Origin of the sequence: Streptomyces sp. NPDC006134, assembly GCF_040628835.1 — a bacterium.
Classification (GTDB): domain Bacteria; phylum Actinomycetota; class Actinomycetes; order Streptomycetales; family Streptomycetaceae; genus Streptomyces.
This window is the reverse complement of the sequence record NZ_JBEXTV010000072.1, coordinates 1-12,984: the sequence shown is the minus strand read 5'-3', so window position 1 is coordinate 12,984 and position 12,984 is coordinate 1. Positions and strand designations below refer to the sequence as shown.

Sequence of the window (12,984 nt, the reverse complement as noted above, 5' to 3'; positions counted from 1 at the left end):
GGGTTCACCGGTTCCTTCCGGGCCATGGCCGACGAATCCCCGAGCGGGTGGTGGCCGGAGATCTTCTTCCGGGCCAGGGCAGCGTCCTGTTTGTCCGAGTGCAAGATGGCCAGTTCTCCACCCAGATCCATGATCACTTGCCGTCGGTGTCGGGAGCTCGGTGGCGGGCCGATTCCCGGACCTGGCGACGGCCTTCGGTCCGCGCGGTGCGGAGCGCGATCGATGCCTCCTCACCCGAGGACGCGAGGCCATCGATCAGACGAGAGACCGCCGGAGCGGAGACACCGGCCCTGGACACGGCGGGTTCGGACACAACAGCCTGATGCCGGCAAGGCAGTCCCCCGCTCAACGCGCCCCTTCACAAGGCCGACCAGGGGCGTGGCAGTGGAACGGACCGGACACCGAACAGCGCCCGCAGACCCGTCGATTCCTCGAGATCCTCTCGGCGACCGCGCGCAGCGCCTCGGGACGCGGACGCAGAGGATGCCGTGCTTCCGGTGCCGCAGCCATAGCCGCCCGATTCCTTCCCGCCGCCTCGCCAGTGCCTCCGTCCACACGAGCGGGTTCGCTGGGAGGTCCGGCATCCCGCTCGGCGTCGAATCCACCGTACTGTCCGGCCTGTGCGTCGCGCTCTGCGCACAGACCGGGAGCCTTCCTGAGCCGTCGCCCAACCTTGCCCGTCACCCCCTCCCTCACCCTCCGAGCGCTCACCATCACGCTAGGCCATCCCACTGACACTCGGCCCACAGCAGCTTCCCGCCCTTCGACGCGCCGAGCTCCCGCAGCACCGAGACGCCGACGGCGTCCGCACAGGCCCGCACCAGGTGCAGCCCCCGGCCGCTCTCGCCGTCGTCCGGGGGAACGGGGGCACCGGCCGGACCGGCCGCCTCCCCCCGGCCCCCGCGGAAGCCGGGCGGCACCCGCGGGTCGGTGTCCCACACCCCCACCCGCAGCCGCCCCGGCCCCCGCGACAGGAGGCGCAGGGAGTAGGGACCGGCGGTGTGCAGATGAGCGTTGGCGAGAAGCTCGGCGGCCACCAGCTCCGCGGTCGGCGTGAGCCCCGCGAGGCCATGAGCGGCGAGGGCGGCGCGGAGGGTCGCGCGGGCGATCCCCGGTGCGCGTGGATCGTGCGGGAGGTGGAGGGTGTAGCCCCAGGACGGGTTTACGGTGGCCATGGAAGTCTCCTGTCACTGCGGAAAGTTGGAGATCCTGCATGCGAGAGCCCAGTGGCCTGCCGGTCCGTCGACCGGTGCGCTTCTGGGCGGGGGCCCCGGGATCAAACTAGCAGCAGGGAATAATTTATTTATCCCAATGAGGGCTATAACTACTTCTTCCACCTGTGTGGGTGACAAGCGGTACGGAGGAGCGACGGGCATGCCCGTGAGAACCAACCCCACGGCGCGGCAGCTCCGCTTCGGCGCCGAACTGCGCAAGCTGCGCGAACGCGCCGGCCTGACCTCGACGGAAGCCTCACGGCTCCTCGGTATCAAGCAAGCCCAGATCAGCAACATGGAGACGGGGCGCCTGCCGGTGAGCGCCGACCGCGTGCGGGCCATGGCATCCCAGTACGAGTGCCCCGACAAGGACCTTGTCGAGGCACTCGCAGGAATGACCGGTGAGCGCCGACGCGGCTGGTGGGAGGAGTACCGGGACATCCTGCCGCCGGGCCTGCTGGATCTGGCGGAGCTGGAACACCACGGCACCGCGCTGCGAACCGCTCACACTTCCGGAATCCCCGGCCTCCTCCAGACGCTCGACCACGCCCGGGAGGTGTTCCGCCAGGTCGTTCCCGAACTGTCACCCCCCGAGGTGGAACACCGGACCTCGTTCCGCATCAAGCGCCAGGCCGTGCTCTTCCGCAAGAACCCGGCCCCGTACCGGGCGATCATTCACGAAGCGGCCCTGCACATGAAGTTCGGCGGGCGCGACGTGGCCAGGCGGCAGCTCAAGCACCTGCTCAAGATGAGCGAGCACCCGAACATCTCGATCCACGTCGTCCCCTTCGACGCGGGCGGCTATCCCGGAGCGGGGCAGCCCATCTACTACGTGCACGGCCCCGTACCGCCGCTCGACACCGTCCAGCTCGACCAGTCCCACGGCATCGTCCTGCTGCACGCCGAGGCCCAGCTCGACAAGTACCGCAAGATCCTCGACCGCCTCATGGCCCTCAGCCTGATCGAGCTCGAGTCCCGGGCCCTCATCCACCGCGTCATCCAGTCCATCTGAGAGGCAGTGAAGCCATGCTCCCCGTTCACTGGCAGAAGTCCTCGTACTGCGGCGAAGGCGAATCCTGCGTCCACGTCGCCGCCACCGGCAACGGCGTCCATCTCACCGAGAGCAGCGACCCCACCGGCTCCATACTCACGGCCACCCCGGCCGCCTTCGGTGATCTGCTCGCGGCGCTGAAGGCGGACCCCCGAGCGGCCCGGGCGACGGACCTTCGTGTCTCCTTCCCCCATGAGGGTGACGCCGACGCCCCCGTCCGCGTCCACGCGGCCGGCGCCCCGGACACCGTGGTCACGACGGACCGTCAGAAGTGGGACACCTTCGTGCGCGGCGTACGGGCGGGTGAGTTCGACCACTTCGCGGGGTCGTAGAAGGGCCTAACGACGAAACCACGTGACAGGTTCCGCCCAGATCTCATTGCCTGGAGTAACCTTCCGTGATACACAGAGTAACCATGCGCCCCTTTGGTCGCCGGACCACACCACCCTGAGGGGTGGATGCGGACCGGCGGCAAGGTGTTCGCACGAAACCTGCCAATCAATGACGCCAAGTCGACATACGGCAGCGACAATGTCGGCGAGAATGAGGTCTGACCTCTGCACGACCGCAGGGGATGCGGAACTACCCAACAGGGGCGGTGACTTACATGCTCTTTGCGGCCGATAAGGGAGATATCAACACCATCATCGGCGGGATCGCTCCGGACTGGGGCCCCTTCGGCAGCCTGGGCAACGAGGCCAAGGTGATGATCGAGGTGGTCATGGCGGTCGCCATCCTCCTCTGCCTGGGCATCGCCATCTGGGGCGCCGCCAAGCAGCGCATCGGCGCCACCGCGCTCCGCGACACGTTCAGCGCCGAGCAGGGCAAGGGACTCATCATCGCGGGCCTGACGGGCGTCTTCATCATCGGATCGCTCGGCACGCTCTTCACCATCGTGTACGGCATGGCCGTGTAGACGGGTCCGCAGTCCATCAGTCCCTCCGGGCACGCCCGGTCCCTCCCCACCCACCCGCCCGTCGTGCCCACCGGCTGAGGTTGCGTTTCCCTGATGTCGAGTCACCACACCGCGCCCGCGCGGGAACCAGCACGGCTACCGTCGTACTGCTACGGCATTCGGTACGAGGTGTGTCCGCACGACATCGAGGGGGCGTACACGGCATGAGTCTCGGGGACGAGCACCAGGCCTCCGGCGGTTACGGCGGCACGGGCCAGACGCGCACACGCCTGCCCGAAGGAGGCGGCGACGTGTACGGCGGCGCGCGCCGCGGCGGCCGTACGTCGTCGTCGCGGAGCCTGGTCACGGTGGTCGGCGTGGTGGTCCTCCTGATCGCCGCGATCGCCTTCGCGAACCGTGGAGGAGACGATTCACCGGAGGCGACCGGAACCACCGACAAGCCGGAGACGTCGGCGACGGCACCGTCCGGGGAGCGGCCGGTGAAGGCTGTGGCGGGCGGGATTCCGACCGGGTACGCCCATGACGAGCAGGGTGCGCAGAGCGCGGCGGCCAACTACTCCGTCGCGCTGGGCTCGGCCGACATGTTCGACAAAGCAAGACGGCACGAGATCGTCAGCACCGTCTATGCCCCGGATGTCGCTGCCGCCCGGCTGACGGACCTGGACAAGGCGTACTCGAGCGAGGGTTTCTTGACCAATATCGGTCTCGACAAGAACGGCAGAGCACCGGCCGGTCAGACCTTCGTCTCCCGTGTCGTTCCCGTGGGCACCAAAGTCACGGCATCCAGCGCCGACAGCGCCACCGTCGAGGTCTGGTACACGTCTCTCTTCGGTCTGTCCGGGGAGAACTCGACCAACCCGGTGACCGAGAGTTGGTACACCACCACGTATCAGCTGAAGTGGGTCGACAACGACTGGAAGGTCACCGACTTCCAGCAGAAGGACGGACCGGTGCCGGTCGGCCGCGACCAGAGGGCCTCCACCGCCGACGACATGACGAAGGCCGTCGAGGAGTACGGAGGGTTCACCTATGCGCGCTAGCCACCGCTTCCTCAAGCTCACGGCTGCCGTTGCCACCGTCCAAACCGTCACGATGGTGTTGGCCACGCGTGCCTTCGCGGCCCCCACCCCCCAACCGACGGACAGCAACGATCCTTGCGACCTCATCCGCGGCCCCGCCAAGGAATACTGCGAAAGCGACACCCCCTCCGACGGCCCCAGCCCCCGCGACGGCAACTCCCTCCTCAACGACCCCACCTCCACCCTCGACCCCCTCTCCTCCCTCGCCAAGGGCTGCGCCGACGCCGCCTCCTGGACCGTCGACAAGCTCAGCGACGCCGTGCAGGAGACCGCCAACGTCGACTTCACCAACCCGAAGTTCCTCCAGCAGTACGCCGTCGTCTTCGCCGCGTCGACGGTCCTCACCCTCCTCCTGTGGCTGCTGGCCGTCGCCAAGCGGGCCGTCCGCGGCGTCCCGCTGTCCACGGCCCTGTCGGAGGCCATCGGCTTCCTCTGGCTCACCGTCCTGGCCTCCGCCTTCACGCCGCTGATCCTCTACACGGTCGTCTCGGCGACCGACGGGATCACGGACGTCCTGGCGAAGGCGACCGGCGATCAGACGGACGCCTTCTTCGGCACGTTCTCGGAGGCCCTCGACAAGGGCGAGGACATCGGCGGCGGCCCGATCATGCTGATCGTCGTCTCCCTCGTCTCCATCCTCGCCGCCGGCGTGCTCTGGCTGGAGCTGGTCATCCGCGCCGCCCTGCTCTACGTCGGCGCCCTGCTCGGCACCGTCGTCTACGCGGGGCTCGTCGACAAGAACCTGTGGGGACACGTCCGCCGCTGGGCGGGCATCATGATCGCCGTGATCCTGGTCAAGCCCGTCATCGTCATCGTCCTGGGCCTGGCCGGCGCGCTCTCCGCCGACGACGGACCCGGCGCGTTCTCCGCCGTCGTCTCCGGGCTGGCGATCATCCTGCTCGCCATCTTCGCCTCGGCGATGATCTACCGCTTCGTCCCGGGCTTCGGCGACGAGATCGCCGGCTCCCGCAACAACCGTCTCATGCAGGGCGCCGAGGGCAAGGCCGCGGCCGTGATCAGCTCCCCGGCGTCCCTGGTCGCGCAGGGCATCAAGACCCACAGCTCCCGCGCCGACCACAACGGCCAGGGCGGCGCCCAGTCGTCCTCGCCCCGCCCCGCCAACCCCGCCGCCGGCGGGGTCGCCGCGCACAGCGCACGCACCGCGAACGGCGGCGGACCTGTCCCCTCCGCCGCACCCGCGCCCCGTTCGAGCAGCCCGGTGAACACCCCTCACGCCAGCAACACCCGCAACAGCAGTACCAACCGCACGGGAGGTGAAGGGCGTTGACGACCGAGTCCCACGTGTCCCATCCGGTCACGCCCCGCCGGACATATCTGATCGGCCGCGCCCGGCCGAACGCGATCGTCGGCCGCAACCGCGAGACCGGCGAGATCGCGCTGATCGTCGTGGGCGCGTTCCTCGGCATGATGTGCGGCCTGCTCGTCCCCGTGCTGTCCCTGCGCATCGTGCTGCTCATGGGCTTCCCGCTGCTCGCGCTGGCCGCGGTCTACGTGCCGTACAAGCACCGCACGTTCTACAAGTGGTTCGAGATCAACCGCAGCTACAAACGGATCCTGCGCCAGGGCGCCACCTACCGCTCCGGCGCCATGGAGGCCGGCACCCGCCTCGACGGGCGGGAGATCGAGGTCGGCCCGCCGCCCGGCATCGGCCGCATCACCTGGCTGTCCGCCCCCTTCGGACCCGACGAGATCGCCGTACTCCTGCACGCCGACCGCAAGACGGTCACGGCCGCCATCGAGATCGAGGGCCCCGGCGTCGGCCTGCGCGACTCCGAGGACCAGGAGGCCCTGGTCGACCGCTTCGGCACCCTGCTCAAGCACGTGGCCAACGGCGACGGCTTCGTCACCCGCATCCAGATGCTCGCCCGCACCCTGCCCGCCGACCCGGACGCCCACGCCAAGGACGTCGCCGTCCGCGGCGACGAGAGGGCACCGGGCTGGCTCCAGCAGTCGTACGACCAGCTGCTGTCGATGGTGTCCACCAGCAGCGAGCAGCACCGCGCCTACCTCGTCGCCTGCATGCACTACACGCGCGAGCTGGCCGCCGAGGCGCACGCCATGGCCCGCGCCGCCCGCCCGCAGAACGGCCGCAAGCTCGACCGCGACGCGGGACTGGCCGTCGTCATGGCGCGCGAGCTGACGGACATCTGCTCCCGCCTCCAGGAGGCCGACATCCGCGTCCGCCAGCCCCTCGGGCAGGGCCGGCTCGCCTCCCTCATCCACTCCATGTACGACCCGGACCACCCCATCGACCACATCCAGGCGATGACCAAGCGCAACGCCTGGCCGGCCGAGCTGGACGCGACCGAACCCACCTTCCTCCAGGCCAAGACCCGCGAGTCCTCCACCCGCGCCCCCTGGTGCCACGCCACCGCCTGGGTGAAGGAGTGGCCGATGACCCCGGTCGGCGTGAACTTCCTCGCGCCGCTCCTCGTCCACACCCCGGACGTCATCCGCACGGTCGCCGTCACGATGGACCTCGAACCCACCGAGGTCGCCATCGAGCGCATGCTGACCGAGAAGACGAACGACGAGGCCGAGGCGTCCCGCGCCGCCAAGATGAACCGGACCGTCGACCCCCGCGACATCGCCGCCCACTCCCGCCTCGACCAGCGCGGCGAGGACCTCGCCAGCGGCGCGGCCGGCGTCAACCTGGTCGGCTACATCACCGTCTCCTCCCGCTCCCCCGAGGCCCTGGCCCGCGACAAGCGGACGATAAGGGCCTCGGCCGGCAAGTCGTACCTGAAGCTGGAGTGGTGCGACCGCGAGCACCACCGCGCCTTCGTGAACACCCTCCCGTTCGCCACCGGAATCCGAAGGTAGGGGTTGATGCCCTGATGCGGGACCCGCTGTCCGTCATCACCGACGCCTTCACGTCCTTCCTCTTCGGCAAGGTCGAGACCACCCGGCTCCCGGTGCGCACGTCCACGGGCCAGGCACAGGCGGTCTACCTGCCGACCGCCGCGCCCGGCCTCGGCGACTCCGGCGTCATCATCGGCCGCGAGGTGTACTCCGGGAAGGGCTACATCTACGACCCGTTCCAGCTCTACGGCCAGCAGCTCCCGGCCCCGCACTGGCTGGTCCTCGGCGAGTCCGGCAACGGCAAGTCGGCGCTGGAGAAGACGTACGTCCTGCGCCAGCTCCGCTTCCGCGACCGCCAGGTCGTCGTCCTGGACGCCCAGGGCGAGGACGGCGTCGGCGAGTGGAACCTCATCGCGCAGGAACTGGGGATAACGCCGATCCGGCTGGACCCGATGGCCGCCCTGGACCACGGCATCCGCCTCAACCCCCTCGACCCGGCGATCACGACCACGGGCCAGCTCGCCCTGCTGCGCACCATCATCGAGGTCGCGATGGGCCACGGCCTCGACGAGCGCTCCGGCTTCGCCCTCAAGGTCGCCCACGCCTACGTCAACGAGACCATCGTCGAACGCCAGCCCGTCCTCTCCGACATCGTCGAGCAGCTACGGCACCCCGAGCCGGAGTCCGCCGAGTCGATGAACGTCGACATAGACGACGTACGCGCCTGGGGCCTGGACGTGGCGCTGGTCCTGGACCGCCTCGTCGACGGTGACCTGCGCGGCATGTTCGACGGCCCGACCACGGTCGGCATCGACCTGGACGCGCCGCTCATCGTCTTCGACCTCTCCCACATCGACCGCAACTCCATCGCCATGCCGATCCTCATGGCGATCGTCGGCGTGTGGCTGGAGCACACCTGGATCCGCCCCGACCGGAAGAAGCGCATCTTCCTGGTCGAGGAGGCCTGGCACATCATCAACAGCCCGTTCGTCGCCCAGCTCTTCCAGCGGCTGCTGAAGTTCGGGCGCCGGCTCGGCCTGTCCTTCGTCGCCGTCGTCCACCACCTCTCCGACGTCGTCGACGGCGCGGCGGCCAAGGAGGCGGCGGCGATCCTGAAGATGGCGTCGACCCGGACGATCTACGCCCAGAAGGCGGACGAGGCACGGGCCACCGGCCGCGTCCTGGGCCTGCCGAGGTGGGCGGTGGAGATCATCCCCACCCTCACCCCCGGCATCGCGGTGTGGGACGTCAACGGCAACGTCCAGGTCGTCAAACACCTGGTCACCGAGACCGAACGCCCCCTGGTCTTCACCGACCGCGCGATGACCGAGTCCTCCGCCGACCTCGCGGACGACGCCCTGCGCGCCGCCGAGCTGGAGGCGGAGGAGCGGGCGGCGGCCTTCATGGAGCAGCACATCGGCGACACGTCCGAATCGACGGTGGCGTAGGGGCAGGGGAGGCAGCGCAGACGTGAGACGGGACGACCACCGCGGCGCGCAGGGCGGCATCCCCGACGGACTGCTCGTCGGCATACTCGCCTTCCTCCTCGGCATGACCCTGCTGGTGTGGACGGCGACGGGCCTGGCCGGCTGGTTCGCGCACGGCTCGTGGCCCAGCGGCGTCACCTTCGCCCGCACCCCCCTGGCCATGCGCCACCTCGTCGCGCAGCCCCACGACATCCCCGGCGCCTGGCCCGAGGCCCCCGCCTCCCAGCTCTCCGGGTACGGCCTGTTCTGGGGCCTGTTCATCAGCCAACTGATGGTGCTGCTCGTGCTGACGGTGTTCGTGATGGGAACGCTGGCCCGCTGGCGCGCGGTACGGCAGCGACGGCGTACGGAGAAGGCGACGGGAGCCCTCGGACCGGCCCCGGCACAGGCACCCCTGGCACAGACGGCCCCGGCCCACACCCCGCCGTCCCCGTCCCCGGCCCCGGCCCACCACGAGGTCCCCACCCCGAGGACGGCCCCGGAGCCCCCGCGGACCGTCCCGGCCACCACCACCCACCCGGCCGCACCGGCGCCACTCCCCACCGCTCCTTTCCCGGCCGACGAGCAACCGGTCCCACCAGCCCAGCCGGCCCAGCCGATCTCACCAGCCCAACCGGCCCCACCGGCCCCACCGGCCCAACCGGCCCGATGGGAGAAAATCCTCCTGGGTCCGAGGGAGAGCCGCCAGGCCACCGCCGCGCAGGCCGTCCTGGACGCGGCGGGCCCCGCCCTCGTCGTCACCTCCAACCCCGCCCTGTGGCAGGCCACCAAGGACGCCCGCGCCAAACTCGGCCCGGCCCTCCTCTACGACCCCACCCACCTGTGCGACACCCCGGCCCGCCTCCACTGGTCCCCCACGGCGGGCTGCGAGGACCGGCCGACGGCCACGGCACGCGCCGCGGCACTCCTCACCCCGGTCCGTCCCACCGCCCGCCTCGACCAGGCGATCGGCGACACCGCGGAGATCCTCCTGCGCAGCTACCTCCACGCCGCCGCCGTCGACGGCCGCACCGTCCGCCACGTCCACCGCTGGTCCCAGGGCACCCAGATCCAGGACGCCGTACGCGTCCTCCGTACGCATCCGAAGGCCGCACCCGGCGCCGCGGGCGAGCTCGAAGCGGCCCTCACCGCCCACCCCGAACGCCGGGACATGGCGCAGCAGCTGACGACCCGTGCCCTGTCCGCCCTCTTCACCGTCAACGTCCGCGAGTCCTGCACTCCGCACCGAACCGATGCCGCCGCCCTGGATTCCTTCCTCCACGAAGGGGGAACCCTTTACGTGGTAGGTGAATCCATCGAGGACCCCAGGACGAACCCGGGCGCGATGCCTCTGCTGACCGCCCTGGTCTCACACGTGGTCGAGCACGGCCGGCGCATGGCCGCACGGTCATCCTCCGGTCGGCTCGACCCACCACTGACGCTCGTCCTGGACGACGTCGCCGCCGTGGCCCCCCTCGCCCAGCTTCCGGAGCTGCTGGCCACCGGCCAGGACCAGGGCCTGCCGACCATGGCCCTGCTCCGCTCCCGCGAACAGGGCCGCGCCCGCTGGCCGGACGCCGAGCTCCCGGTCTGACGCCCCGGGGGCCATCCGCCCCCGGGCCCCTCCCGCCAGATCACCCCACGACCAGATCACCCCGTACCAGACTTCACTCCCGCACCAGCACGAGCTCCAGCTCGTTCTCCCCCGGCGCCCCCTGCATCGGCAGGGTCACCCCGCTCGGCACGAACCCCAGCTTCCGGTAGCAGCTCCGCGCCCGCCCGTTGTCCTCGTGCACGAAGAGCCGCACCCGCTCCGCACCGCGCCCCCACGCCCACGCGACCCCGGCGTCGAACAGCTCCTCGACCAGCCCCGTCCCCCGCCACTCGGGCCGCACGTACACACCGACGACATGCCCCTGGCGCCGCTCGACGGGACACCCCGCCCAGTCCGTCGTCCCGGCCTCCTCCATCAGCACCGTCAGCGTCCCCGCCCACGGCCCGCCCGGCACCTCGGCGACGACCTGCCGCGCCCCGGCCGCCCCCTCCGCGGCCCCCGCCGCCCGCTCCCGCCAGTAGGACTCCGGCCGGGCGACGGCCCCCTCGTAGGTCTCCAGGAAGGCGAGGTGCGCGAGGGGATCCCGCAACGCCGTCAGCCGCATCTCCTTCACGGCGGCCCATTCGTCGGCGCGTATCGCGCGGACCACCCGGTCACGGGGAGCAGAGGCACTCATGCGGGCCACCGTAGTACTGCGGTACGACACCCTCACTCCATATTCCGCCCTGCGGCCCGATGCCACCGGCGCCCGTCCGCGCGAGCATCGGACGCATGCGCACCGCGTTCCGCACGACCGACGAAGACGCCACCATGGAGCCCGTGACGGAAGAACGGACGGCCGAGCCCCTCACCGAGTACGTCCACCGCGTCACCCGGCGGCTCCGCGCCTTCGACCGGCGCCACCCGCTGCTGTGGGACGCCCACTTCACCGGTTTCTGGGTGACGGCCGCCCTCATCGACTACTACGGCGGCGGCTGGCGCACCCTCGCCCACGACCTGGACGTGCCGGACGCGCTCCTCCTCACCCTGAGCCTCGGCCTCTCCGTCCCCCTCCTCTGGCGGCGCAGCCACCCCCGGGCCGCCCTCCTCCTCATGGCGCCCGCGGCCTTCGTCAACGCCTGGTCGGGCGCCGCCCTCCAGGCCGCCCTCCTCCAGCTCGTCCTCGTCTACCACATCGCCCTGCGCCTGCCCCTGCGCACCCTGTGGTGGGTGGCCCCCCTGCTGACCGCCCCCGTCTTCGTGACAGTGGCCCGCTACGGCGAAGGCACCTGGCACCAGCAGGTCGGCTCCCAGCTGACGTCCATCGCGGTGGCGGCCCTCATCGGCATCACCGTCCGCACCCGCCGCTCCCACACGGAAGCGCTGGAGGACCGCGCCCGCCGCCTGGAGATCGAACGCGACCAGCAGGCCCAGCTCGCCGCCGCCGCCGAACGCGCCCGCATCGCCCGCGAGATGCACGACATCATCGGCCACAACCTCTCCGTCATCACGGGCCTGGCGGACGGCGGCCGCTACGCCGCCGCCAAGTCCCCCGAACGCGCCGCGCAGGCCCTCGACGCCATCGGCACCACCAGCCGTCAGGCCCTCGGCGAACTCCGCCGCCTGCTGGACGTGCTGCGCGAGGAGGAGAAGGAGAAAGCCGAACTGGCCCCGCAGCCCACCCTCGCGGACCTCGACCACCTCGTCAGCGGCGTCCGCAACGCCGGCCTGCCGGTCCGCACGACCGTCCACGGCCGGGCGTCCCTTCCCCCGGGCCGCCAGCTCACCGTGTACCGCGTCGTCCAGGAAGCCCTCACCAACACCCTCAAGCACGCGGGCCCCGAAGCCACGTCCGAGATCGTCCTGGAGTACGGGGAGAACGGCGCCGCCACCGTCACCATCACCGACACCGGCCGCGGCGGCCCGGCACTCACCGCCTCCGACGGCCGCGGCCTGCCCGGCATGCGCGAGCGAACCGCCCTGTACGGCGGCACCCTTGAGGCCGGCCCTCGCCCGCACCCCGACCGGGGCTGGCGCGTCCATCTTCATCTCCCGGAGGAAACCCCGCAGTGACGACGGTCCTGATCGCCGACGACCACGCCCTCCAGCGTCTCGGCTTCCGCATGCTCCTGGAGAGCCAGGACGACCTGACCGTGCTCGCCGAGGCGTGCAACGGCAGCGAGGCCGTCCGCTTGGCGGCGGAACACCACCCCGACGTGGTCCTCATGGACGTCCGCATGCCCGGCCTCGACGGCATCGAGGCGACCCGCCGCATCGTCGCGACCGGCGACCGCACCCGCATCCTGATCCTGACCACCTTCGACCTGGACGAGTACGCCTACGCCGGCCTGCGGGCGGGCGCCTCCGGCTTCCTGGTCAAGGACGCCCAGCCGGAGGAACTCCTCTCCGGGATCCGGGCGGTGGCCTCGGGAGACGCGGTGGTGGCCCCCAGCCTGACCCGCCGTCTCCTGGACGCCTACGTCCACCACTTGCCGACGGAGACCACCGACGCCACCTCAGCCTCGGCCCCGGATCCCCGCCTGGCCACCCTCACGGACCGCGAACGCGAGATCCTCACGGTCATCGGCCAGGGCTGGACCAATACCGAGATAGCCGAGCGTCTCCACCTCGCCGAATCGACGGTGAAGACCCATGTGGGCCGCATCCTCGCCAAGACCGGCGCCCGGGACCGCGTCCAGGCGGTCATCCTGGCCTACGACACAAGACTGGTGAAGCCCTCCTGAAACTCATCCTGGAACTCTCCTGGAACCCCGAAAGCAAAACCAGGACAGAAATACAGAGCCAGAAATGCGGAAAACCCCGCATCATACGATGCGGGGTTCCCCGGAATAATTGTTCGGCGGCGTCCTACTCTCCCACAGGGTCCCCCCTGCAGTACCA

At 70.7% G+C, this 12,984-nt stretch carries 12 protein-coding genes; 10 read left to right on the top strand and 2 right to left on the bottom strand.

The genetic code is table 11. The features are described 5' to 3' along the window. Window positions 1–713: 713 nt before the first annotated feature. On the bottom strand, window positions 714–1,175 hold the full coding sequence (locus ABZ340_RS32290) for an ATP-binding protein (protein ID WP_358785431.1): 462 nt from the start codon (window positions 1,173–1,175) through the stop codon (window positions 714–716). A 199-nt stretch (window positions 1,176–1,374) separates the two neighbouring features. Here ABZ340_RS32290 and ABZ340_RS32285 point away from each other — a divergent pair, with 199 nt between their 5' ends. The 8 genes from ABZ340_RS32285 to ABZ340_RS32250 all read left to right on the top strand — a co-directional run bounded on the left by ABZ340_RS32285 (window position 1,375) and on the right by ABZ340_RS32250 (window position 10,143). After that, the gene (locus tag ABZ340_RS32285; protein WP_358785430.1) at window positions 1,375–2,226 is read left to right on the top strand and encodes a helix-turn-helix transcriptional regulator; all 852 of its coding nucleotides are present in this window, start codon (window positions 1,375–1,377) and stop codon (window positions 2,224–2,226) included. Window positions 2,227–2,240: 14 nt separating this feature from the next. Beyond that, window positions 2,241–2,597, top strand: coding sequence for a DUF397 domain-containing protein (locus ABZ340_RS32280; protein WP_358785429.1), 357 nt, complete (start codon window positions 2,241–2,243; stop codon window positions 2,595–2,597). A 275-nt stretch (window positions 2,598–2,872) separates the two neighbouring features. Beyond that, window positions 2,873–3,181 (top strand): hypothetical protein, encoded by a 309-nt coding sequence (locus ABZ340_RS32275; RefSeq protein ID WP_003991275.1) that lies wholly within the window; start codon window positions 2,873–2,875, stop codon window positions 3,179–3,181. A 203-nt stretch (window positions 3,182–3,384) separates the two neighbouring features. Then, complete coding sequence (locus ABZ340_RS32270) at window positions 3,385–4,221, top strand: hypothetical protein (RefSeq protein ID WP_358785428.1); 837 nt, start codon at window positions 3,385–3,387, stop codon at window positions 4,219–4,221. After that, the gene (locus ABZ340_RS32265) at window positions 4,211–5,548 is read left to right on the top strand and encodes a hypothetical protein (RefSeq protein WP_358785427.1); all 1,338 of its coding nucleotides are present in this window, start codon (window positions 4,211–4,213) and stop codon (window positions 5,546–5,548) included. The genes ABZ340_RS32270 and ABZ340_RS32265 overlap by 11 nt, the downstream gene beginning before the upstream one ends. Continuing rightward, the gene (locus ABZ340_RS32260; RefSeq protein WP_358785426.1) at window positions 5,545–7,104 is read left to right on the top strand and encodes an SCO6880 family protein; all 1,560 of its coding nucleotides are present in this window, start codon (window positions 5,545–5,547) and stop codon (window positions 7,102–7,104) included. Before ABZ340_RS32265 ends, ABZ340_RS32260 begins: the two co-directional genes overlap by 4 nt. A gap of 14 nt (window positions 7,105–7,118) precedes the next feature. Beyond that, the gene (locus ABZ340_RS32255) at window positions 7,119–8,531 is read left to right on the top strand and encodes an ATP-binding protein (protein ID WP_358785425.1); all 1,413 of its coding nucleotides are present in this window, start codon (window positions 7,119–7,121) and stop codon (window positions 8,529–8,531) included. A 22-nt stretch (window positions 8,532–8,553) separates the two neighbouring features. Further along, the gene (locus tag ABZ340_RS32250) at window positions 8,554–10,143 is read left to right on the top strand and encodes a type IV secretory system conjugative DNA transfer family protein (RefSeq protein ID WP_358785424.1); all 1,590 of its coding nucleotides are present in this window, start codon (window positions 8,554–8,556) and stop codon (window positions 10,141–10,143) included. A gap of 73 nt (window positions 10,144–10,216) precedes the next feature. Here the strand turns inward: ABZ340_RS32250 and ABZ340_RS32245 are convergent, their stop codons facing one another. Beyond that, entirely contained in the window at window positions 10,217–10,780 is a 564-nt protein-coding gene (locus ABZ340_RS32245; RefSeq protein ID WP_358785423.1) for a GNAT family N-acetyltransferase, read from the bottom strand. Window positions 10,781–10,914: 134 nt separating this feature from the next. On the opposite strand from ABZ340_RS32245, the gene ABZ340_RS32240 reads away from it, so the two are divergent. Then, a complete protein-coding gene (locus tag ABZ340_RS32240) occupies window positions 10,915–12,156 on the top strand; it encodes a histidine kinase (RefSeq protein ID WP_358785452.1) in 1,242 nt (413 codons plus the stop codon). Next, window positions 12,153–12,827, top strand: coding sequence for a response regulator transcription factor (locus ABZ340_RS32235; RefSeq protein ID WP_358785422.1), 675 nt, complete (start codon window positions 12,153–12,155; stop codon window positions 12,825–12,827). Before ABZ340_RS32240 ends, ABZ340_RS32235 begins: the two co-directional genes overlap by 4 nt. Window positions 12,828–12,984: the final 157 nt, after the last annotated feature.